This window comes from Myxococcus stipitatus DSM 14675 (genome assembly GCF_000331735.1).
GTDB classification, from domain to species: domain Bacteria; phylum Myxococcota; class Myxococcia; order Myxococcales; family Myxococcaceae; genus Myxococcus; species Myxococcus stipitatus.
Genome location: NC_020126.1, coordinates 8304101 through 8327924 on the forward strand (window position 1 = coordinate 8304101; position 23824 = coordinate 8327924).

The window sequence follows — 23824 nt, forward strand, 5'->3', positions numbered from 1 at the left end:
TTAGTTCGCGAACGGCACCCGGTCCCCCGTTGTGCTCACAGCCGTTCGCATCCCCCCCGCCGTGTGCGCATGGAGCCACACGGATTCATGTCATCGAGCGGCCCGCCGCCCCACCGCGCCGCTCATTCCCATCCGTCCCTCCACGTCCACCTGGCCCTTCCAGGGCGGCGCGTGGGTGGCGAGCACTGCCCGTTTGCCTTCGAGCGGAGACACCATGCGGCCTCACCTCAGCCTCGCCCACCGCGCTCGCGCCGTGGCGTTCCGAACCCTGTCCCTGCTGGGCGCGCTCGCGCTCGGCGGAAGTGCCTGTGGAGAGCGGCCCTCCTCGGGCGAGCCGGCCGCCGCGGCGGTCGACACCGTGAAGCTCGCGCGGCTGACCCGCGCGCCGGAGTCGCTGCGGGTGCCCGGCGAGTACGTGGTGGTCTTCGCCCAGGGCCTCTCGGGGGGCGCCCTGACCGCGGCCGCGGACACCATCACCCGCGCGGGAGGAACCAACACGCTCCTGCACCGCTACTCCCTCATCCCGGGCTTCACCGCGCGCCTGGATGACGCGCAGCTCGACCGGCTTCGCCGGGACCCCGGTGTCGCGTACATCGAGGAGAACCAGCACGTCTTCCTCAAGAGCGCCGTGCCCAGCCCGTCGGATGGCATCGACCGCGTGGACCAGCGCCAGGGACGCGACGGCCAATACAACGACTACGAGAACACGGGCGCGGGTGTCCACGTGTACGTGCTCGACACGGGGCTCAACACGGAGCACTCGGAGTTCACCGGCCGGGTCGGCTCCTCCGAGTCGTTCGTCTTCGACGGCTTCGGCGTGGAGGACTGCCACGGCCATGGCACCCACGTGGCCAGCACCGCGGTGGGGACGCAGTACGGCATGGCGAAGCAGGCCACCCTCCACCCCGTCCGCATCCTCAACTGCATCGGCCGCGCGACGTGGGGCACCATCATCGCGGGCCTGGAGTTCGTGCGGATGGACTGTCCTCGGCAGGATGGCCCCTGCGTCGCCAACCTGAGCCTGTCCGGGGAGTTCTTCCAGCCCGTCAACCAGGCCGCCGCGGCCCTGGTGGACGCAGGCATCCCCGTCGTCGTCGCCGCGGGCAACAGCAACATCGACGCCTGCCTCGAGTCCCCCGGGAGCGAGCCCAAGGTCATCAACGTGGGCGCGGTCGACGACAACGACAAGCGGGCGCTGTTCTCCAACTGGGGGACCTGCGTGGACCTCTTCGCCCCCGGCGTGAGCATCCTGGGCGCCTGGGCGGGCGACGCGGTGGCGACGAACATCGACGACGGCACGTCCATGGCCGCCCCGCATGTCACGGGCGCCGTGGCCCAGTACCTGGAAAGCCACCGCACCGCCACGCCCGCCCAAGTCACGGTGAACCTCAAGGGCGCGGCCACGCTGGGCTGCGTGGACGACCTGATGGGCTCACCCAACTCGCTGCTCTTCAGCGACCTGAGCCAGGGCAACTACCTGTGTGTCGCGGACCCCAACAGCTGCAAGGGATTGTGTGGCGGGGCCGCGACGGGCTGTTTCTGCGACCCGACGTGTCTGGAGTTCAACGACTGCTGTCCTGACTTCCAGCAAGTCTGCCAGTGAAAGCTGTTTCAAGCGGAGGAGGAAACACCATGTCACGAATGCGCCGTTATCTGGTGATGGGTAGCACCGCCTGCCTGGCCTTGTTGTCGGGTTGCACCTCCAGTCCCCAGGGAGAACAGCTCACCAACGCGGGCCGTACGATGCAGGGCGTGGGTGATGCCAGACGGATCAGCAAGGCCGAGTGGAACGCCTACCGGGCCGACGAGGGCTACCTGCACAGCATCGCCAAGCCGGACACCCGCGTCCGGTTGAACTTCGCGGACCCGGCGCAGTACCGCTTCGCGGTGGCGCGCCTGCGGCTCGCGGGCAAGACGCCGGAGAACTCGCCGTACCTGTTCCAGGCGCTGGAGCAGCGCCAGAAGGACCACGTGAGCCAGGGCCTGGCCGCGGGGAGCTTCGCGTCGGAGGACCCGCGCGGGCTGGCGGAGTCCGCGGAGCGCAAGGAGATGCACCTCATCGAGGCCGCCAACGCGGGTGAGACCACGTCCGAGGCCAACGACGGCGCCGGTGTCGCGCGCTCCACCTTCCCGGGCGGCAGCTACTACACCTACGCGGACGCCAACTACACCGACGCGTCCGGCAACCCGCTGGGCGAGCTCAGGTACGTCGAGGAGTACGAAGGCGGCAAGGACCTTCCCATCGCCACCTCGGCCAACCTGGCGCTGACGACCCAGGGCCGCTACCGCGTCTCCTCCTACAAGGTGGAGGACTCCGTCGAGGGGTTCAAGGACTCGTACATCTTCTCCGAGTTCGGTGCTCCCGCCGGCATCACCTCCACGCGGCCGGTGTTCTCCCAGCTCCTCGTGTACGCCCCCGTGGACACGGTGCTGAACGACAACCTCATCTCCGTGTGCCTCAACCGCACCTGGACCCAGGACTGCGACTACGACCTGACCGGCACGCCCCAGGCCATCAAGCTGCCCTTGAAGGGCCAGATGTCGCTGACCTCCGCGCACCTCTTCGACGCGGCGAAGATCACCCAGTTCAAGGCGGACACGAACATGGGCACGCCCACGTATGACGTGGGCCACCTCAAGCTCATCCTCACCAACGCCGGCGGTGGTTGCGACGTCACGGACGGCAACCTCATCGAGGCGCGGATGAACCAGTTCTGGCGCGGCGCCACGCTGAGCCCGGACAAGAAGACCTTCTCCTGGGATTTGACGGGCGCCAACGCGGCCTTCTTCGACGACGGCTGCCGTCAGGTGCAGAACGAGGTGAAGCTGTCGCTGCGCATCGTGCTGCCCGTCGTCGCCTCCGTGGGCGGTCAGACGTACCAGTCCTCCGTCACGCTCGCGAGCCCCGACCCGCGCTTCCCGCGGCCGGACTACACCTTCAAGAAGATCACCGTCACCAACAGCTGCCTGGCGGCCGGCACCGAAATCGAGCTCGCCGAGGGCCAGGTGGCGCCGGTGGAGTCGGTCAAGGCGGGAGACCGGGTGCGCAACCCGCACAAGCCCTCGCTCACCGTCATGGACACGGCCGTGGGCACGGAGTCCGTCCCCATGGTGCGCATCCGCAACGCCGCGGGCAACAGCCTGCTGATGACGGAGATGCACCCCATCCAGGTGATGGCGCGCGGCATGGTCCAGGCGCGCCACCTGAAGACGGGCGACCTGGTGATGACCAAGGCGGGCCCCAGCAAGCTCGTGGAGGTCAGCCGCGAGGCGTATGCCGGCAAGGTCTACAACGTGAAGGTCGGCTCGGACGCGGAGAAGCTGGCGCTCGGCGCGGACCAGACCGTCGTGTACGCCAACGGCTTCGTCGTGGGTGATGGCCAGATTCAGGCCAAGTACGAGTCCATCGCCATGACGCAGCAGAACCCCAACGTGCTGGCCACGCTGCCGTCCAAGTGGCACCGCGACTACGTGATGTCCGTGAAGCGCAAGTAGTCGCCTGACGCACCGCCCTGAGCCAGAGCGCTCCCACGCGGTGCTCGCAGCTCCGAATCGACCGCCGGCCACCCAGTGGAGAACCGCTGGGTGGCCGCGCCTGTTCATCGCCTCTCCCGCACAACACAACGGAGTGAACCTGATGCAGACGCGCAAAGTCTCCCTGCTCCCGCTCGTCATCGCGCTGGCCCTGGCCTGTGGCGATGTCAGTCCCCACGAGCCCCAGCCGCCTCCACCGAAGAACGAAGTCTTCCGCGACATGAGCGCGGAGCGTGCGCGCTTCAAGAACCTCCGGCTGGAGCCCACCGTCTCGGGGGCCCTGCTCGCCACGCCCGCCGACGCGGCCGCGGCCCTGGACCTCACCTCGTTCGTCTCCGGGCAGGTCACCTCGCCCGTGCCGCAGGCGGCGGTGGTCGTCCCGCGCTTCGGCGACATCTCGCCGCGCAAGGGCGCGTCCATGCTCGTGCTGAGCACCGGCCACGTCGACGACGCCGTCCGTCTGCCGGAGCCCGGCACCGACTTCGGCACCGTGGGCACGGAGGGGGACGTCAGCACCGTCCGCATCACCTTCAACGTCCCTCGGGGCATGACGCGGCTGTCCTTCGACTACCGCTTCCTGAGCGCCGAGTCGCCCGACTTCATCGGCAGCCAGTACAACGACCAGTTCACCGCGCACGTGACGGACATCCAGGGGACCCGCCTGGCGGAGCAGACATCCGTCAACAGCGCGCACTTCTTCGATGCGTCCTCGACCCGCGCGGGCAAGACGAAGTTCGACTCCCTGCTCGCGGATGACCCGTCCGGCATCGACAACTTCCCCGCGAACTACCCCGAAGGCATCCAGTTGTTCCCCGACGCCGGCATCACCGACTTCAAGAGCGTCAACGTCCCCATCTCCGTCCCCGCCCAGGGAGGGCAGGTCACCCTCGTGTTCGAGATTCGCGACCTGGGGGACGGCATCCTGGACTCCACGGTGGTCATCGACAACGTGGCCTTCGCGAGCCTGGAGATGATCGACCCGAACCCCATCCTCATCGACACGTTCCTGAACCAGGTGGAGACCGACACGCTCCGGCTGTCGACGCTCGGCACCCCCGCGCGCTCCGTGGCCGCCGACGGTGTGAGCGCGGTGCTCCTGCGCGCCCGCGTGTCGAACCTCGGGAACATGACCTTCTCGCTCGGGCCCACGCACAATCCGGCCAATGGTGGACTGGTCCCCATTGGCAGCGTGGCCGCGCCCACCAACACCATCATCACCCGCGTCGAAGAGGTCGCCACGGGGCAGTTCTTCGCATTCGCGCTCTACATCCCTCCCGAGGACTTCAAGCGTCCCGACACCGGGGCTGACGACATGGCCCGGCAACGCGACGTCGTCCTCGACACGTCCTACACGCCCACGGGCGGCACGGCCTTCCCGGACACGCACAAGATCACCGTGGTGCGTCCCCCCGTGGTGACAGTCCATGACATCTGGTCCGGCTGTGACTTCTGGGGCAACGCGGGCATCTCCGGCAGCAGCCTCCACAACGTGACGTGTGCCGACTACAAGAGCACGAACTCGGAGAGCATCGACTCACCGGCCAACAGCACGGTGGTAGGCCGGGCCATCCGCACGGCGCTGGTGAAGATGCGCGGCGAGGGTACGGCGGTGACCCAGGTGGATGTGATTGGTCACGGCATGGGCGGAATCCTGGCCCGCAAGTTCGCCAGCCGGAGCAGCTACAAGAACGCGAACAACTATGGAAAGGGCGACCTCAACCGGCTCATCCTCTCCAATACGCCCCACGCGGGCACGCTCCTGGCGAATGCCCTCACGGAGGTCCGCGCGAACATGAAACTCAAGTACGCGCCGGAGTGGGCCACCTTCAACACGGAGCTGCTCAGGGCCTTCGGCTTCTCGCTCGAGCCGGCCGACGGCGTCAGCCCGATGGCCATCGACGACCTGACCATCAACAACCCCGCGCTGGTTGCCATTGGCGAAACCCACGTCCCCACCCACGTCCTCGTCTCCACGAACGGGCAGAACATCGAGCGCAAGTTCGGGCATCCGGCGCTGCTGGACGCCGTCAAGATGATCTACACGAACATGGAGGAGTACCACCCGCTCACGGAGGAGTTGATTGCCCCGGGGACCCACAACCTCATCATGAAGGCCAACATCGTGCGGCCCCCGACGCAGAACATCCAGCCCAGCAGGGTGTTCTGCGACCAGGACTTCGACATGTTCGCCACCACGAAGGACCAGCAAGGCAGTGCCTCCACGTTGGCGACCACGGCGTTCTCGATGACAAACACCCTCGCGACGTTGAATCACTTCCGGACGCCGACCAACCCGGCCTACTTCCAGCGCACCGTGGAGCTGCTCAATACCCCCATCGCGAGCACCGCATTCGACGGCATGCTCCAGACGCCCGTCGCGCCCCCGCCCCCGACCTGCACCGGCGTGTTCGCTCCGGACGCGCCCGCTTCCGAGCAGCCACGGGAGGCCCTGGCCGAGGACACGACGCAGGCCTGGGAGGAGTCGCTGCTCGCCGGGGGAATCCGAATCGTCTCCCCCGCCCCGGGCACTCCAGTGAGCCCTGGCGCCACGGTGACGGTGGTGACGGAGGGCACCGATGGCTTCGTTCCCGTCCTCGCGTACGTTTCTGGCGCGGGCGTGCTGGCGACGATGGATGAGCCGCCCTTCACCACGTCCTTCCGGATTCCCGCCGAGGCCGTCGGCACGGTGCAGCTGGTGGCGACGGGCATCAACGCCCAGAAGCGCATGCGGGCATCCGTGCCCGTCTTCCTGCCGGTGGTCTCCGCCGCGAGGCTCAGCGTCATCTCCGTCATCAACGGCGATGGCATCCTCCATGGGCTGGGCTCCACGCTGAACCTGACGGTCAACGGCCACTACGACGACGGCGTCATCCGCAACATCACCTCGCAGGCAGTGGGGACCATCTACTCGTCCTCCAACGACGGAATCGTCACGGTGACGCCCGCGGGAGTGGTGACGGCCACGGGGACGGGCATCGCCACCATCGTCATCCGCAACGGGACGGTGACCACGAGCATCTCCGTCACGGTGCTGGAGAAGCCCGTGGCCAACTGCATCCAGGTCCGGCTCAACGACCACAACCTCTTCGTCCTGGAGGACTATCGGGAGGGTATCGACGTGGGAGGAAAGGTCGCCGCGGGTGGCACCCTGCAGCTCAAGGACTTCCGGGTGGGCTGGCAGTTGCCGGCGAGCGACCGCGACGGCGTCCTGGTGGCCGGACAGACCCTGGACCTGAACAACGGCGCCGTCTGGGGTGAGGCCCGGTATGGAGGGCAGTACCGTCCCACGGGGAACGTCACCTTCCCCAGGGGCTCGGTGCGACAGGGCGTCCCCGTCAACTTCGCCAGCATGGGCACCTCGTTGCGCAGGCTCTCCACGGACCTGGCGGCCCTTCCCCTCCAAGGGACCACCACCATCGAGTCGTGGGGCGGAATCACCCTGCGAGGGACCGACCCCAAGGTCAATGTCTTCCGAGTGGAGGCCGCCGCCATCCAGAACGCCACGCTGCTGACCATCGCCGCTCCCGCCAACTCGACGGTGGTCATCAACGTGCGTGGCACGTCGGCGCGCTTCGCCAACTTCGGCCATGTCTTCGAAGGTGGCATCGACGAGAACGGTGTCCTCTTCAACCTTCCCGACGCCACCACCCTCACCGCGCTTGACTATGGCTTCTACGGCACCGTCCTTGCGCCCAACGCACACGTCAGCTTCAATAACGGGAGCTGGGTCGGCGGCATGTATGCTCGCTCACTGACTGGCAATGCGGTTGGCCATCTCAGTCGTCTGCGAGATACTGACATCTGTCGGTGAAGGCAGCGGTCCTCACAAAGGACAGATGCGAACCGTGGGGGGTCAAGTGCCCAAGAGTCCAAGGAGTCGTGGGTCCATCGCAGTGCTGGCCTTGACCCTCTTCGCCGGGTGCACATCGGAATCACCTTCAAGCAGCCCCGCCGACTTGCAAGCACAGGTCGGCGGGGTGGAGGCCCCGTCGCACTCCGTCACAGTGCTCTCTCGGGACACCTCCCGAGGTGTTCCCACCCTGGTCCGGGCGCACCGCCTGGGCCCGGCGAAGTCCCTGCAAGCCCATTCCACACCCGAAGCCGCGGCAAACGCATACCTCCGGCAACAAGCAGGGGTGTATGGTTTGTCCTCCACGGACTTGGAGACAGTGTATGTCCATCACGTCCATGACCTGGGGCATGGTGGCGTCATCGTGCGCTTCCGTCAGCGGGTGTCGGGCCTGGAAGTGGTGCACAGCGAATTGAAGATGCTCCTGAGCCGGAACCTGGAGCTGGTGGCGCTCTCCGGCAACCTTCAGGGGGGCGGCGCGCTGGAGCCCCCAGCGGCGCTCGGCACGACCCGGAGGGCGTTCGCCTATCCCCCCTCCGAGGCGGTGCTGAAGGCCCTGGGCGACGTCCATGGCCTGACCCTGGTGGGGACCGTCCAGGCCGCGGTGGGTTTCGACAGCCAGGAGGGGGCGCGCTTCGAGCTGGCCCCTGGGAGTGCCCTCCAGCGCTCCGGTATCTCCCTGGTGACACCTGCCCGAGTCACGGAGAACTACTTCCCCACGGCCCAGGGGCTGGTCCCCGCGTACACCGTGGACCTGCTCTCATCGAAGGCGGGTGAGGTGTGGCCCCGTGGCCATGTCTATGTCTTGCATGCGAGCACCGGACAGGTGCTTCTGCGCGAGGACCGGACAGCGAATGATGCCTATACCTATCGGGTGTGGGCCAACGCGGTGGACCGGACGCCCTCGGACAATCCCTTCATCGATTTCTCGCCGTATCCCGGGGCGGCTCCCGGTCAAAGCCCGGCGGGATTCCTGTCCCCCACCGCCATCACATGGGAGGGCCGGGTCCACCCCAGCAACGGCAGGGTCAGCCCGTGGCTGGACTCAGGCGCGACCGTCACGTCCGGCAACAATGTCCGGGCCTACGCGGACCACTTCAACCCGGACGGCTATACCGAGGGCCAGGACGTCCGCGCGCAGGTGACGCCGACGACCCGGGACTTCCCGCATGTCCATGACCCCCTCTTGGAGCCCTTGAGCAGCCCGGCGCAGATCTCCGCCTCCGTGGTGCAACTGTTCTACACGACCAATTGGCTTCACGATTACTACTACGACTCTGGCTTCAATGAGCCCGCGGGCAACGCCCAGCAGGTGAACTTCGAAGCGGGCGGACTGGGGGAAGACCCCGTGCTCGCCGAGGCGCAGAACCAGGGGCCCGACCCTCAGGCTCGCAACTCGGCCGTCGCCTACGTCCCGCGCGACGGCCTGTCGCCCCGCTTGGAGTTCTCGCTCTGGAGTGCGACGGAGGCCCGCACGTTCTCTGTCTCTGGCCGGGCATATGACACGGGCCCGGCGCAGTTCGGCGCCCAGAAGTTCACGGTGCCCTTGCGTCAGTTGGTCCTGGGCCTCGACGGCACGGGCACGACGACCGACGCCTGCGAGCCGCTCCAGAACACCGTCACCAACGCCATCGTCCTGGCGGACCGCGGCACCTGCAACATGAAGCTCAAGGCGGTGAACGCCCAGAGCGCCAACGCCGCGGCGCTCATCATCATCAACAACACCCCCGGGGACCCCGCGCCGACCATGCCCGACGTGGACCCGGGCCTCACGACCACGCTGCCCGTCCTCTCCGTCTCCTTCGAGGATGGCCAGGCCCTCAAGGACCTGCTCACCCAGGGGTCGCTGTCAGGCACCCTGTCGCGGTCGGCCACTCCCGAACGGGACGCCTCGCTCGACAACACCGTCGTGGCCCATGAGTGGGGGCACATCCTCTTCCGGCGGCTGGTCGGGTGCACGTCGCCGCAGTGCCGCGCCATGAGCGAGGGCTGGAGCGACTTCGTGGCATTGCACATGATGGTCCGGGCGGGAGATGCCGCCAACGGGATGTATGCCATCGGCGCCTTCGCGGGTGACGCCCTGGGCGACAGCTCCTACTACGGCGTCCGCAGGTCTCCGTACTCGCGCGACCTCACGCGCAACGGCTTCCAGTTCCACCACATCGCGGATGGCCAGCCGCTCCCCGACCAGACCTTCCTGCGAGACTTCGGGTTGGAGAACTCGGAGATTCACAACGCCGGAGAGATCTGGGCCTCCATGCTCTTCGAGGCCTATCAATCCCTGCTCGACGACACGCGAGGAGGCACGCCGCGCATCGGGACGTTCGAGGAAGCCAGGCGCCGCATGGCGACCTACGTCGTGGAGAGCATGCTGATGGCCCCCAGCAACGTCACCTTCACCGAGCAACGGGACTTGCTCCTGATGGTGGCCAACGAGAGGGACCCGGCGGACATGCACGCACTGGCCCAGGGCTTCGCCCGACGGGGCGCGGGGACCTGCGCCGTGTCGCCGCCCCCTGAGTCCAAGACTTTCACCGAAGTCGTCCAGGACCTGCAGGCGCGCCCCGACGTCCGGCTCGAGTCGATTCAGGTGGAGGAGCAGGGGCGCTCGTGTGACGCGGATGGGGTGCTGGACGCCTCGGAGACAGGTGTCGTCCGGATTCAGCTCCACAACCGAGGGCCGCTCGCGTCGACCGATACGCGGGTGAGCATCTCCAGCAACAACCCACGGGTGCTCTTCCCCTCGGGAAGCACCGTCACCGTGGGAAGGGTGCCGCCTTTCGAGCCGCTCACCGTGGAGATTCCCGTGGCCCTCGCGGGGAGCCAGGAGGTCTCCGCGGAGGTGAACTACAGCGTCGTGTTGGAAAGCACTGGCGCGTGTCAGCCGCGCGCGGAGCACTCGAAGTCCTTCTTGCTCAACTACGACCTGACGCCGTCGAGGACCGACAGGGCCGACCCGGTGCGGACCACCTGGCGTCCTCACGTGCTCCAGGGCCTGGAGGCCCACAACTGGCACGTCGTCGCGTCACCGCGCATCCCCGGAGAGAAGGTCTGGTACGCGGAGGAGCCAGTCCCCTTCGCGGACGTCGTGCTGGAGACGCCCTCCCTGACCATTCCCTCGGGCACTCCGTTCGTCCTGCGCTTCGACCACCGCTTCGAGTTCGACTTCCGCCAGGAGCCCTCGACGGGCGAGCGGACCTACTGGAGCGGCGGCGTCATCGAGTTCACCCGCGACGGAGGAAACACCTGGACCGACGTGTCGACCCTGGTCGACCCCGGGTACGCAGAGAAGGTGCTCGACATCCGCACGAGCAACCCCCTGCGAGGCAGGCTCGCCTATGCATCGCGCAATCCACACTGGCCCGACAGCGACTCCGTCGCCCTGGACTTCGGCACGCACCTGAGCGGAAGCACCGTGAAGCTCCGCTTCCGACTGGGGTCCGACGTGGTCTTCTTCGCCCACGGGTGGGAGCTCGACAACATCACCGTGGAGGGCACGACCGCCGCGCCCTTCCTGGCGCGCATCGAGGATGCCAGCCCGTGCCATCCCATTGCCCGAGCGGGCGAGGACCAGAGCGTCCTCGAGGGTGAGACGGTGCGACTGGATGGCACGCAGAGTTCGGACCCGGGCGCGGCGCCGCTCACCTATCGCTGGAAGCAAGTGCCGGCCACCACCGTGAATCTGAGTGGCGCGGACACCGCCACCCCCCGCTTCGTCGCGCCCGACGTGAGCGAGGACACGGAGCTGGAGTTCGAGCTGACCGTCCAAGTCGCGGGCCTCTCCGCGACGGACCGGGTGAAGGTCACCACCCGGTCCAGGACCCCACAGCCCGACGCGGGGACACCCGATGCCGGCCAGGACGCGGGGACTCCGGATGCGGGCCAGGACGCGGGGACTCCGGATGCAGGCCAGGACGCGGGCGTTCCGGATGCGGGACCCATGCCCGACGCGGGCCCCACGCCCGACGCGGGACCCGGAGGCGGTCCCGAGGAGCCGGGCGGGTGCTCCTGCATCGCGACGAGAGGCGACGCGAACCTCTCGTGGCTCCTGGGACTCGTGGGGTGGGCGCTGATTCGAGGCCGCCGTCGGCGCCGAAGCTGACCGCCGGGCAGGCAGGCGGGGAGAAAATCCCCGGCCTTGGGTTGGGCAGGGGCGCGGGTGTCCACTACACTCGCGCCCCGCACCATGCGAATCGCCCCCCTCTGCTTGCTGGCCGCCCTGCTGGCCGGCGCCTCCTCCGAGGCCGCCGTCCGGTACGAAATCAAGAACCGCCGCATCGAGCCGCGCCAGACACTGGCGGGCGCCCTGCATGAGGCCCAGCTCCCGGACACCCAGGTCACCGCCGTCATCGCGGCCCTGGAGGGCGTGTTCGACTTCCGCAAGTCCCGCGTGGGCGACCAGTTCCGCCTCGTCCTGCGCAACGGCGAGCTGGACTTCTTCGACTACCGCCAGAGCATGGTCGACGAGTGGCAGGTGCGCCGCGACGGCGAGAAGTACGTCGGCAGCAAGCGCGCCATCGAAGTCGAGAAGCAGGTGGCCGTCGTCGCGCTGGAAATCCAGACGTCCCTCTACGAGGCCGCCGTCGACGCGGGCGAGGACCCCGCCATCGGCATGGTGCTGGCGGACGTCTTCGCGTGGGACATCGACTTCTACCGGGACGTGCGCAAGGGCGACACCGCGCGCGCCCTCGTCGAGAAGTTCGTCTCCAAGGGCCGCGTGCTGCGCTACGGCGAGGTGCTCGCCGCCCAGTACACGGGCGGACTCGTGGGCCCCAAGAAGGTCTTCCGCTACGTGCTGCCGGACGGCCAGCCCAACTACTTCCAGGAGGACGGCGCCAGCGCGAAGAAGACCTTCCTCAAGAGCCCGCTGAAGTACGCCCACGTCACCAGCAAGTTCGGCTCGCGCTTCCACCCCGTCCTCCAGTACCTGAAGAACCACAACGGCGTGGACTACGGGACGCCCATCGGCACGCCCGTGTGGGCCGTGGCGGACGGCACGGTGACGCAGGCGGCGTACTCCGGCGCCGCGGGCAACATGGTCGTCCTGCGCCACGCCAACGGCTACGAGACGCAGTACATGCACCTGTCCAAGTTCGGCGAGGGCATCCGCGTGGGCTCGCGCGTCAGCCAGAAGCAGGTCATCGCCTACTCCGGCAACACCGGCCGCTCCACCGGCCCCCACCTGCACTTCGGCATGAAGCGCGGCGGCGGCTACACCAACCCGCTCAACCAGAAGTTCCCCCGCGCGGACCCGCTGCCCAAGACGCTGCTGCCCGACTTCCTGGCCAAGGCCCAGGAGCTCGCCGGCCAACTGGAGGCCGTCTCCGTGGCCGCCGTCGCGGGCCAGGCTCCCGCGGCGCCCTGAGGCGCTCCCGCGGCCCCCCCGGCGGACTACTCCCAGACGATGTCGTAGTCCGCCGCGAAGTAGCCGTGAGGGGTTCCCACGACGGTGCCCTTGCACTGGATGGCCTTGAGGGCCTCCTGCAGCACGCCCTCGTGGAACTGCACCGGCTGCATGTCCCCCTGGAAGGACAGCCGCACGTGGCGCTCCGTCACGACGGTGTACTCCCGGCGCCCGTAGCTCACGAGCGTGGAGTACGCGGTGGGCGCGTTGGACAGCAGCCGCTTGGGGTCGCCCTTTCCAATCAGCCGCGTCAGCGTCTGGCCCACCGTGGAGGAGAAGAAGCCGGTGACGGCGGCGGCGCCACACGCGCGGACCGCCTCCTCCTGGGTGCCGAAGCGCCCGGTCCTCGCCAGGGCCTCCGACGTGGAATACAGCAACCGGATGGCGTCCACCGCGGGGTAGGAGAAGAAGTCCACCGGTGAGCGCTTGAAGATGGGCTCACGCAGCCGCGAGGCCATGTCCGGCCCCAACTGCCGCTCCGCCAGCAGCAACACCGCGTTGAAGATGAGGCCGCGGACCGTGTCCTCCGGCCGCACCAGCGCGAGCCGCTGGTCCAGGTCATTCTTCTCAAAGGCCATGAGCGTTGATTTCTACATGAAACGAGGCGCTCCGGGGCGCCCGTTCCGTGCGGGCGCTGTGGGAAAACGAGCGGACAGGGCCGCGTCGTGCAACGTTCCTGGACGTCTCAGGTCCTTCCCAGGGAGCATCCCTCCCCCTCGCCGGAGGCGTGCTTTCGCGGTTCGGAGCCCCCCAGGCTGCGCTACCCTGACACCCCGCATCAGCTTTCCCACTCGACGTCCCACCTCGGATGGAGACCTCCCGCCACATGGCCTCTCCCGCTCCCTCTTCCCAGCAGCCGCGGTCCACCACGTCCAGCTCGAGCGACGACGGCGGTCGCACCGGCAGCGACGCGTCCTCCATGCGCCGCTCCTTCCTGGACCACGTGCGCTACTCGCGCGGGAAGAACTACGAGACGTCCACCGCGCATGACCGCTTCATGGCCCTGTCCCTGGCTGTCCGGGACAGGCTGGCCGACCGCTGGGTGCGCACCGCGCGCACCTACTACGAGAAGGACGTCAAGCGCGCCTACTACCTGTCGGCGGAGTACCTGCTGGGTCGGGCGCTCGGGAACAACCTGCTGAATCTGGGCATGCACGAGTCCGCCGCCGAGGCCATGCGGGAGGTGGGCGTGGACCTCACCAACCTCCTGGAGATGGAGCCGGACGCGGGCCTGGGCAACGGCGGCCTGGGCCGGCTGGCGGCGTGCTTCCTGGACTCGCTGGCGACACTCGGCTACCCCGGCATGGGGTACGGCATCCGCTACGAGTTCGGCATCTTCACGCAGGACATCGTGGACGGCTACCAGGTGGAGCGCGCCGACGAGTGGCTCAAGTTCGGCAACCCCTGGGAGATCGTCCGGCCGGAGAAGGCCGTGCCCGTGCGCTTCTTCGGGCGCGTGGAGCACCACCAGGGCCCGGACGGCAAGCCCATCGCGAGGTGGGTGGGCGGCAAGACGGTGGTGGGCGTGCCCTACGACACGCCCATCGCCGGCTACCACAACGACACCGTCAACACGCTGCGACTGTGGCAGGCGCGCGCGTCCGAGGAGTTCGACCTGCTGCTCTTCAACGCGGGCGACTACGAGCGCTCCGTGGTGGAGAAGAACGACTCGGAGGTCATCTCCAAGGTCCTCTACCCCAACGACGCGTTCCAGGCCGGCAAGGAGCTGCGGCTCAAGCAGCAGTACTTCTTCGTCGCCTGCTCCATCGCGGACATCGTCCGGCGCTACCTGAAGAACCACACGGACTTCAGGGAGTTCCCCAAGAAGGCCGCCATCCAGCTCAATGACACACACCCCGCCATCGGCGTGGCGGAGCTGATGCGGGTGCTGGTGGACGAGAAGCGGATTGCCTGGGACGAGGCGTGGTCGATTACGCAGGCGGTGTTCGGCTACACCAACCACACGCTCCTGGCGGAGGCGATGGAGAAGTGGCCGGCGACGCTGTTCGAGCGGCTCTTGCCCCGGCACCTGGAGCTCATCTACGAAATCAACCAGCGCTTCCTGCGGCAGGTGCAGATCCGCTACCCCTATGACCAGGAGAAGATGCGGCGGATGAGCCTGGTGGAGGAAGGCCAGGAGAAGAAGATTCGCATGGCCCACCTGGCCGTCGTGGGCAGCCACAGCATCAACGGCGTGGCCGCGCTGCACACGGACCTCTTGCGCCGCGACGTGCTGCCGGACTTCGCGTCCATGTTCCCGGAGCGCTTCAACAACAAGACGAACGGCGTGACGCCGCGCCGGTGGCTGGCGTGGTGCAACCCGCGCCTGTCCAAGCTGATTACGTCGCGCATCGGCGCGGGCTGGGCCACGGACCTGGACAAGCTGCGCGGGCTGGAGGCGCACGCGGAGGACCCGGCCTTCCGCAAGGCGTTCCGCGAGGTGAAGCGCGCGAACAAGGAGGACCTGTCGCGCCACATCAAGGACTTGCGCCCGGTGACGCTCAACCCGGACGCCATCTTCGACGTGCAGATCAAGCGCCTGCACGAGTACAAGCGCCAGCTCCTGGACGCCATCCACATCGTCACGCTGTGGATGCGCGCGCGCCGGGACCCGAGCACCATCATCCACCCGCGCGCGTTCATCTTCGGCGCCAAGGCCGCGCCGGGCTACCACCTGGCGAAGCTGACCATCCGGCTCATCAACGGCATCGCGGAGGTGGTCAACAGCGACGCGGGGACCACGGGCCTCCAGGTGGTGTTCGCCCCCAACTACCGGGTGAGCCTGGCCGAGCGCATCATCCCCGCCGCCGACGTGTCCGAGCAGATTTCGACGGCCGGCATGGAGGCGTCCGGCACGGGCAACATGAAGCTGATGCTCAACGGCGCGCTGACGTTGGGCACGCTGGACGGCGCCAACGTGGAGATTCGCGAGGCGGTGGGGGACGAGAACTTCTTCCTCTTCGGACTCACCGCGGACGAGGTCATCGCCCGCAAGCGCGCCGGCTACCGGCCGAGGGACGAGTACAACCAGCACCTGGAGCTGCGCGAGGCGCTGGACCTCATCGCCTCCGGCTTCTTCTCCCCGGAGGACCGCGCCCTCTACAAGCCGCTGGTGGAGAGCCTGCTGGAGGAGGACCGCTACCTGGTGCTGGCCGACTTCGCGTCGTACGCCGCCAAGCAGGAGGAGGTCGTCCGCGCCTACCAGGACACCGAGGCGTGGACGCGCAAGTGCATCATCAACGTGGCGCGCGCCGGCATCTTCTCCTCGGACCGCACCATCAAGCAGTACGCCGAGGAGATCTGGCGCATCCAGCAGACGCCCGTGGAGCCGTAGCAGGTAAGGGCTTCCCGAAACACGCCCCAGGACGTGCCCGCCCGGCGCGTCCTGGGGTTCGCCCCGCCCGCACAGCGCAACGCAGCGGGCCAGCGCGGCGCGCAATCACAGACAACGCAGTGCACCATTGAACACCGCCCTCGTCTGGCGGGGTACTGACGCGCCGCGATGTATTGACTGAGGAATCAACTCTGGGGCCTCATATGCTCAGTATTCGGGACTCTCAGGGTCGCGGGGTTGAGCAGCGCCGTACGGTGGGGCCTCGTCGAGTCGAGGGGCCGACTTCCGAATACCTCATGCACCGGCCGAAGCAGGCCGTTCTCCCAGCAAGAGGGGCTCCTCATGAAGCAGCAGCCGACGCTGTTCCTCGCAGTCATGGCCGTGGGTTTCCTGGGTGTCGCCGCGCCGGCCCAGGCGGCGGAGAAGACGACGTATCCCGTGGTGTTCGCGCACGGGCTCGGGGGGTTCGACGACATCCTCGGGTACGACTACTGGGGTGACGACTACGGCACCTTCGTGGGGGACCCGTGTGACGGGTTCCTGGAGACGTCGTGCAACGGGGACCTGGACAGCGGCCAGCGGACCTTCGCCGCGGCGGTGCAGCCGGTGCAGAGCTCCGACGTGCGAGGGCTCGACCTGGCCAACGACATCGAGGGGTACCTGGCCTCGGTGGGCTCGTCGTACGTGAACCTGGTGGGCCACTCGCAGGGCGGCATCGACGTGCGCAAGGCGGCGCGGGTGCTGCGCGAGCGCAAGGGCTACACGGTGGTGAAGACGGTGGTGAGCGTGTCCTCCCCGCACCGGGGCTCGCCGGTGGCCAAGTACATCCTGGACCTGCGCCCGGGCATCACCAGTGTGCTGGACGCGCTGTTCCGCTTCTACGGCAACGTCGTCTACGCGCCGGGCAATGACGGCTACGCGGCGGTGAAGGCGCTCATCTACAACGACGCGGACCCGAACGACGGCAAGACAACGGGCAACAAGGCGTTCAACCTCGCCTATCCGGTCAGCCCCTCCTACGCGTCCCACTACGCCTCGCTGGTGACGGCGCAGAGCGGGGCCAGCGTGAACCCGGCGCTGTTCCTGCTGAAGGAGTTCATCTTCGACATCGACGGAGATGGCGCGTGCACGGATGACTGCGACAACGACGGCGCCGCGGGCAAGGGCGACGGCATTCGCGGGGAGCAGGACGACGACGGGCTGGTGGGCATCAACTCGCAGCAGATGGGATATCGGCTGCGGTACACGGAGCGGCTGGGGCTGCTGGACACGGTCTCGCAGGACTCGGCGATGGGCTACGTGGGGAACCTCAACGCGCCCAGCTCGCTCCAGATGACCTCCATGTCCAGCGTCATCAACCAGGACCACGTGGATGTGATTGGCATCGGACCGGACACGTTCGACGAGATGGAGTTCTACGCGGCCATCATCGACTACATCGCGAAGAACGACTGACGTCTCGTCCCGACACCGCGCCCCGAGGAGGGCTTTCATGACACGGCGTACGAAAGTCTTGCTGGGGGGCGCGGTGGTGGCGCTGCTCGTGGCGGTGGGGGTGTTGCGGTTCACGCGCGCGGAGGCGCCTGGGCCCGACGCGTCAGCTCCAGTGATTGCGGGAGCGTCCGCGCCGGCACCCTCTGGAGTGGCTCCTGTGACGCCCACCGGGGCGGTGTCGGCTCCGGTGCCCGCGGTCGTGGCTCCGGCGTCCGACGCGGAGCTGGAGGAGCTCGCGGCGGTGCTGCGGGAGCGGTATGGGGCGAAGCTGGATGAGCCGTATGTCCAGATGCGCTTCGTGGAGGAGCTGATGCGCTTCTTCCAGCAGCGCTCTCCGGACCGCTGGCGGGAGGAGCTGCTGGCGTTCGTGAAGGAGCACTTCCCGGAGCGGTATGACGCGCTGGAGGCGATGCTCCGCAACCGCGTGGACTACGAGAAGTGGGTCCGGGACAACGACAGCTACCTGCGCGGGCTGAGCGACGCGGAGCGACGGGCGGCGACGTGGGATGCGAGAAACCGCCTCTTCGGCAAGGAGACGGCGGAGCGCATCTGGGCGGCGGAGCTGAAGAACCAGGCGCTGGCGGACTCGCTGCGCTCGCTGGATGCGCGAGATGACCTGAGCCTGGAGAAGAAGCTGTCCACGTTCAAGAAGCGCATCCAGGAGGTCCATGGCGAGAAGGCGGATGCGTACCTCGCCCGGCACCAGCAGGAGGTGATGAACCACTTCCTCGACCTGTCGTCCGTTCAGACGGAGCTGGGGGGCATGACGCCCCAGGCGCGCTCACAGAGCCTGCGCTCGATGCGCAGGGAGCTGGGCCTGGACGAAGAGGCCCTGAAGCGGTGGGACACGCTGGACCAGAGCCGGGATGCCCGCTGGGACACGGGCGCGAAGTACATGGCGGAGCGGCAGACCCTCGCGAAGGAGCTGTCGGGCGAGGCGCTGGAGGCGCGACTCGCGGAGGTGCGTGCCCGCTACTTCGGCGGAGAGGCGGACACCATCGCGCAGGAGGAGGCCAGCGGCTTCTACCGCTTCGAGCGCCCCCGGCAGTGGGGGCGCAACTGAGCGCGTGATTCAGAGCGTCGTGTCCCCGCCTGTTCCCGGGACGGGTGCGGGCGCTGGGAGCGGAAGCAGCGCGGGTGTCAGCTGGTGACGTTGCTTGAAGCGTGCCCACTCTCTCGTGAGTTCCTCCAGCTCCTTTCCCTCGAGCTTCGAGCCCGCGAGGCTCCAGTCATCGATGCGCCGCTTCCATTGCGCCTCCGCGGTCAGCGACTCGTGCTCCAGAGGCGCTTCGCCCTGGCGTTCACGGAGCAGGTCGAAGGCGTGGATGACCCAGCCCTTGGGTTCGCCCTGGCTGAACACGGTCTCCAGCGCTCGTGCCGCCGACAGGTCCACCTGCGTGTCCACGTGGCCCCGGAGCGCGGTGAGCATCATGGGCAGCGCATGGTCCAAGGGAGGCTGCTCCACGAAGCCGTGCGCCAGCGTTTCGAGCTGCGGGCGTGTCAACTGAGCGGGGTTCCTGGCGTTCCTGTCGTAGAACGAGCGGGCCGCGTCGGAATCGGGGACCAGACCGTACAACCCATCCCAGCGTGTCGCGGGATGGGTGGAGACGCGCACGTGCCAGTCCACTCGGGCCGCTTCGAGGTCCGTGCGCCTTCCGACGATGCGCGCCTGGGTCCACTGGTCCTGGGCGCTCTTCGCGAGAGTGACCGCGCGGCGATAGGCCTCGGTGTCATCGGGGCTCGCCGGGTAGCGCGTCCCATATGACAAGGCCACGGTGCGCCACTTCCCCGCCCTCCGCGTGAGGAAGGCCACGACCACGTGCCCTTCTTCGTAGCTGGGGGGCGCCGGGCACATGGACGGAAACCAGTGCACATCGACCTGTTCCCCTGGCCGGCCCGCTCCCTTCCAGGCTTCCCTGATGCGCAGGCGCGTCACCGCGCCAGTCTCCCAGTCCCCTCTCTTCACCTCGGCCTGCTCCTCCTTGGACAGCCCCCTGACGTCCTCGACGTCCGCCCACACCACCCACTCCGCCTCGAGCGTCAGCGACCACAGCGTCTCCGGTGAGATGGGATAGGCCTGAGCCCGAGGTCCCGGTGCGAACAGCACCACCAGGGCCCACACCATCGCATGCCGGATGCTCCAACGCCCCATCGGGAAGCCAGGTCCATGCATGAAGCAGACTCCTCTCGTGCGGAGAGGAGGCTCCCCGATTCATGCTCACATGAGGGCATGTGGCGCTCACCGCTCCATCACGAAATCATCATGGAGTGGGGACTGGGGGCATCAGAACGGCGAGTCCCCGCTTCTTCGTGCCACGGGGAGCGGCAGCGGGGTCGGCATCAGCCGATGACGCTGCTTGAAGTGCATCCACTCCCCCAGGATGTCGCGCTCCCACTTCGTGCGGGAGGTCGACCCGTCATTGGCCGTATCGCGGGCGACTCGCAAGGAGTACGCCTCCTCGTCGGACAATCGCTTGCGAGGCTTGGCCTTCTCGCCGTGACGCTCGCGGAGCAGGTCGAAGGCATGGACGACCCACTCCTCGACCCTCCTCGAGATGAACACCGTCTCCAGAGCACGCGCGGCCACCAGGTCCACCTGCTTGTCCGGATGCCCGCGCAGGACCATGAGCATCGAGGGCAGCGCGGAGTCCAACGGAGGATTCGCCACGAAGCCTCGAGCGAGCTGCGCACGCTGCGCGTCCGACAGTCGCATCGGACTCGGCCCGCGCCAGTCGTTGAAGGCGTAGACCACGTCGGACCACCCCGCCAATCCGTACATGCCATCCCAGCGTGTCGCGGGATGGGCGGCCACCTTGACCTGCCAGTCCACTCGCATCGGCTCGAGGTCCAGACGATTCCCGACGCTGCGGGCTTGCGACCTGATGTGCTGAGCATCCTTCGCGAGCGCGACGGCCTGCCGATACGCCGCCACCTCGTCATCGCCCGTCGGGTAGCGCGTCCCGTATGACCACGCCACGGTCTCCCACTTCTCCGTCTCATGGGACAGGAAGGCGACGACGGCATGCCCCACCTTGTAGTGCGGAGGCGGCGGACACGCTGACTCCTCCCAGTGCACCAGGAGCTGCGCCCCCTGACGGACCTCCCCTTCCCCTTTCCACACCTCCCGGATGCGCAAGCGAGTGAGCATGTCCCGCCCCCACACCGGCTCCCAGCCTTTCGGGCCCATCTGCTCCAAGTCCGCCTTGGACAGCGGCCTCACCTCTTCGACGTCCGCCCACACCACCAACTCCGCCTCGCCGGTCATCGTCCACACCGTCTCGGGAGTAGGAGGCTCTGCTCGCGCCAAGGACCCGGGGATGAGCAGCGCCACCAGAACCCAGACGAACTTCCGGACGCCCCAACGCCCCATCGGAGAACCAGACGCTTTCATGTGACTGCCCCCTCTCGTGCCCTGCATCCCGGAGAATGCACGACTCACGAGCGAGCAGGTCCTCGCGGCGCCCATCTCTCCGTCATGAGTTGGTCACGCCCTGGAGGGGGCGCAGCCCGCACGGCGTCAGCGGTAATGCGTGGCAATCCAGTCGCCATCAATCTGCTGGATGGTGATGTCCAGGTCATACACAGCCCGGAGCACCTCCGACCTCATGATTTCTTCCGGCCGCCCCTGGAACAGGACCTTGCCGTCACGCATCGCGATGAGGTGGTCCGAGTAGCACGACGCGAAGTTCAGGTCGTGCAACACCAGGATGATGCTCTTGCCCAGCGTGTCGGCCGCGGTGCGCAACTGCTTCATCATCGACACCGCGTGCTTCAAATCCAAGCCATTGAGCGGCTCGTCCAGGAGCACATGGTCCGTGTCCTGACACAGCACCATCGCCACGAAGGCCCGCTGACGCTGCCCGCCCGACAGCTCATCCAGGAACCGCTCCGTCAGCGCGCCAAGCCCCATGTGCTGGATGGCCCGCTCCACGTGCTCCCGGTCCTTCACCGTGGGGCGCCCCTTGGAGTGCGGATAGCGGCCGAATGTCACCAACTCCCGCACCGTCAACCGCGCGGTGATGTGATTGTCCTGGCGAAGGATGGCCAGCTTCCGCGCGAGCACATCCCCCGGCGTGGTGAGGATGTCCAGCCCATCCACCTGCACGGAGCCCGAGGACATGGGCGACACACGGCTGATCATCGACAGCAACGTCGACTTGCCCGCGCCGTTCGGCCCGATGATGGAGGTGATGCCTCCCACGGGGAAGCGCAGGGACACCTCGTCCACGACCACCGTGGCGCCGTAGCGCTTGGTGACGTTCGCGGCCTCAATCATCCCGGGTTCCTCCGCAAGAGCATCGAGATGAACACCAGCCCTCCCACGAAGTCGATGATGACGCGCGGGTTGGTGTTGAACGCAAAGACCTGCTCCAGGAGGAACTGTCCCGCGACCAGGGACACCCCCGCGATGAGCGCCGCCGCGGGCAACACCAGGGCATGCCGGTACGTGCGCACGAACACATACGCCAGGCTGGACACCAGCAAACCAAAGAAGGTCACCGGCCCCACCAGCGCGCTCGACACGGACACGAGGATGGCCACCAACACCAGCACCCCCGCCACCGTCCGCTGATGATTCACGCCCAGGTTGATGGCCGTCTCGCGCCCCAACACCAGCACATCCAGCGTCCGCAGCATCCGCCACCCGACGACCGACACGCCCAGCGTCAGCACGAACGAGATGAGCAACAGGTCCTCGTCCGGCTGGTTGAAGCTCGCGAAGAACCGGTCCTGCAGGAAGATGAACTCGTTGGGGTCGATGAGCCGCTGGAGGAACGACGCCAGGCTCTTGAACAACACGCCCAGCACCACGCCCGTCAGGAGCACCCGCTCCACACCGCGCTGCCCTCCTCCGAACAGGCCCCAGTACAAGAGCCCCGAGAAGGCCACCATGACCAGTACCTCCACGCCGAAGCGGAGCCTCGGGTCCAGGCCCGCCACCACTCCGGAGCCCAGGAAGAAGAGCAGGCACGTCTGGATGAGCACGTAGAGGTTGTCGAACCCCAGGATGGCGGGCGTCAGCACGCGGTTGCCCGTCACCGTCTGGAAGAGCACCGTGGAGACCGCGATGGAGTAGCCCACCAGCAGCGCCGTCGCCAGCTTGCGCCCCCGGAACGGCAGGACGAACCGCCAGTCGCTCCCCACGTTGACGAGCAGGAACAGCCCCGCGCACGCCAGCGCCACGGCGCCCAGGATGAGCAACATGCGCTCCGGCCGGCGCGTCTCCACCAGGCGCTCAGCCAACACGGGCGTCCCTCCGCATCAAGAGGCTCAGGAAGAGCACGCTCCCCGCGACCCCCGCGATGGTCGCCCCCGGGATTTCATAGGGGAAGCGCACCACCCGGCCCAACACGTCACACAGCAACACGAAGCCCGCGCCGCCCACCGCCACCCACGGCAACGAGCGCCGTGTGTTGTCGCCCAGGAACATGCTGACGAGGTTGGGCACCAGCAGCCCCAGGAACGGCACCATCCCCACCGTGACGACCACCAGCCCCGTGATGAGCGAGACGATGAGCAGCCCCAGCGCCACGATGCGCGAGTAGCGCATCCCCAGGTTCGTGGTGAACGACTCCCCCATCCCCGCCACCGTGAAGCGGTCCGCGGCGAAGTACGCGGCGCACGTGAGGCCGAACGTCACCCACAGCAGCTCGTAGCGCCCGCGCAGCACGTTGGAGAAGTCGCCCGTCTTCCACGCGTTGACCGACTGGAGCAGGTCGGACCGGTAGGCGAAGAACGTCGTCACCGAGTCGAACACACTGCCCAGCACCAGCCCCACCAGCGGGACGATGAGCACCGAGCGCAGCGGAATGCGCCGCAGGATGAGCAGGAACAGCGCCGTGCCCGCGAGCGAGAACGCCGCCGCGACGAGCATCTTCCCCAGCACGGGGAGCTGGGGCATCAGCAGGGTCGCGACCAGCAGCCCCAGGCCCGCGGAGTCCGCCGCGCCCACCGTCGCCGGCTCCACGAAGCGGTTGCGCGCGAGCATCTGGAGGATGAGCCCCGCCACGCCCAGCGAGGTGCCCACCAGCAGAACAGCCAGCAGCCGGGGAATGCGGCTGATGAGCAGGACCTGGAGCGCCTGCTCATCCGGCCCCGGCGACACCAGCGCGTGCCAGGACACGTCGCCCACGCCAATGAACACGCTGACCAGGGCCAGCAGGGCAATGACGGCAACGGCGGCGACGAGTCGAATCACAGCTCAGGC

15 protein-coding genes are annotated in these 23824 nt (G+C 67.8%); 8 read left to right on the forward strand and 7 right to left on the reverse strand.

Features of this window, described 5'->3' with window-relative positions; translation table 11 throughout:
- Positions 1-90: 90 nt before the first annotated feature.
- Positions 91-216 carry a hypothetical protein gene (locus MYSTI_RS45420; RefSeq protein ID WP_267881036.1) on the reverse strand — a complete coding sequence of 42 codons (126 nt, stop codon included), beginning with the start codon at positions 214-216 and terminating at the stop codon, positions 91-93.
- Here MYSTI_RS45420 and MYSTI_RS31905 point away from each other — a divergent pair.
- The 5 genes from MYSTI_RS31905 (at position 215) to MYSTI_RS31925 (ending at position 12749) form a co-directional block, all read left to right on the forward strand.
- Positions 215-1603 (forward strand): S8 family serine peptidase, encoded by a 1389-nt coding sequence (locus tag MYSTI_RS31905; protein ID WP_015351950.1) that lies wholly within the window; start codon positions 215-217, stop codon positions 1601-1603. The two genes, MYSTI_RS45420 and MYSTI_RS31905, sit on opposite strands and share 2 nt — an antisense overlap.
- Positions 1604-1632: 29 nt before the next feature.
- Positions 1633-3495, forward strand: coding sequence for a Hint domain-containing protein (locus MYSTI_RS31910; RefSeq protein ID WP_015351951.1), 1863 nt, complete (start codon positions 1633-1635; stop codon positions 3493-3495).
- 142 nt (positions 3496-3637) lie between these two features.
- Positions 3638-7345, forward strand: coding sequence for a choice-of-anchor A family protein (locus MYSTI_RS42365; protein ID WP_015351952.1), 3708 nt, complete (start codon positions 3638-3640; stop codon positions 7343-7345).
- A gap of 334 nt (positions 7346-7679) precedes the next feature.
- Entirely contained in the window at positions 7680-11486 is a 3807-nt protein-coding gene (locus tag MYSTI_RS31920) for a M36 family metallopeptidase (RefSeq protein ID WP_169558684.1), read from the forward strand.
- Between the two features lie 84 nt (positions 11487-11570).
- Positions 11571-12749 (forward strand): M23 family metallopeptidase, encoded by a 1179-nt coding sequence (locus MYSTI_RS31925; RefSeq protein WP_015351954.1) that lies wholly within the window; start codon positions 11571-11573, stop codon positions 12747-12749.
- 26 nt (positions 12750-12775) lie between these two features.
- Here the strand turns inward: MYSTI_RS31925 and MYSTI_RS31930 are convergent, their stop codons facing one another.
- Entirely contained in the window at positions 12776-13366 is a 591-nt protein-coding gene (locus MYSTI_RS31930) for a TIGR02265 family protein (protein ID WP_015351955.1), read from the reverse strand.
- Between the two features lie 248 nt (positions 13367-13614).
- Between MYSTI_RS31930 and MYSTI_RS31935 the strand changes: the two genes are divergently transcribed.
- From MYSTI_RS31935 to MYSTI_RS31945, 3 genes are all read left to right on the forward strand, one after another.
- Positions 13615-16122 (forward strand): glycogen/starch/alpha-glucan phosphorylase, encoded by a 2508-nt coding sequence (locus MYSTI_RS31935; protein ID WP_015351956.1) that lies wholly within the window; start codon positions 13615-13617, stop codon positions 16120-16122.
- Positions 16123-16464: 342 nt separating this feature from the next.
- Positions 16465-17577, forward strand: coding sequence for an esterase/lipase family protein (locus MYSTI_RS31940; protein ID WP_015351957.1), 1113 nt, complete (start codon positions 16465-16467; stop codon positions 17575-17577).
- 37 nt (positions 17578-17614) lie between these two features.
- Positions 17615-18679 carry a hypothetical protein gene (locus MYSTI_RS31945; protein WP_015351958.1) on the forward strand — a complete coding sequence of 355 codons (1065 nt, stop codon included), beginning with the start codon at positions 17615-17617 and terminating at the stop codon, positions 18677-18679.
- A 9-nt stretch (positions 18680-18688) separates the two neighbouring features.
- Here MYSTI_RS31945 and MYSTI_RS31950 read toward each other — a convergent pair whose 3' ends face one another.
- From MYSTI_RS31950 to MYSTI_RS31970, 5 genes are all read right to left on the reverse strand, one after another.
- A complete protein-coding gene (locus MYSTI_RS31950) occupies positions 18689-19789 on the reverse strand; it encodes a hypothetical protein (RefSeq protein ID WP_015351959.1) in 1101 nt (366 codons plus the stop codon).
- 111 nt (positions 19790-19900) lie between these two features.
- Entirely contained in the window at positions 19901-21007 is a 1107-nt protein-coding gene (locus tag MYSTI_RS31955) for a hypothetical protein (protein WP_015351960.1), read from the reverse strand.
- A gap of 126 nt (positions 21008-21133) precedes the next feature.
- Positions 21134-21892 (reverse strand): iron ABC transporter ATP-binding protein, encoded by a 759-nt coding sequence (locus MYSTI_RS31960; RefSeq protein WP_015351961.1) that lies wholly within the window; start codon positions 21890-21892, stop codon positions 21134-21136.
- On the reverse strand, positions 21889-22863 hold the full coding sequence (locus tag MYSTI_RS31965) for an iron chelate uptake ABC transporter family permease subunit (RefSeq protein WP_015351962.1): 975 nt from the start codon (positions 22861-22863) through the stop codon (positions 21889-21891). Before MYSTI_RS31965 ends, MYSTI_RS31960 begins: the two co-directional genes overlap by 4 nt.
- On the reverse strand, positions 22853-23815 hold the full coding sequence (locus MYSTI_RS31970) for an ABC transporter permease (RefSeq protein WP_015351963.1): 963 nt from the start codon (positions 23813-23815) through the stop codon (positions 22853-22855). The genes MYSTI_RS31965 and MYSTI_RS31970 overlap by 11 nt, the downstream gene beginning before the upstream one ends.
- Positions 23816-23824: the final 9 nt, after the last annotated feature.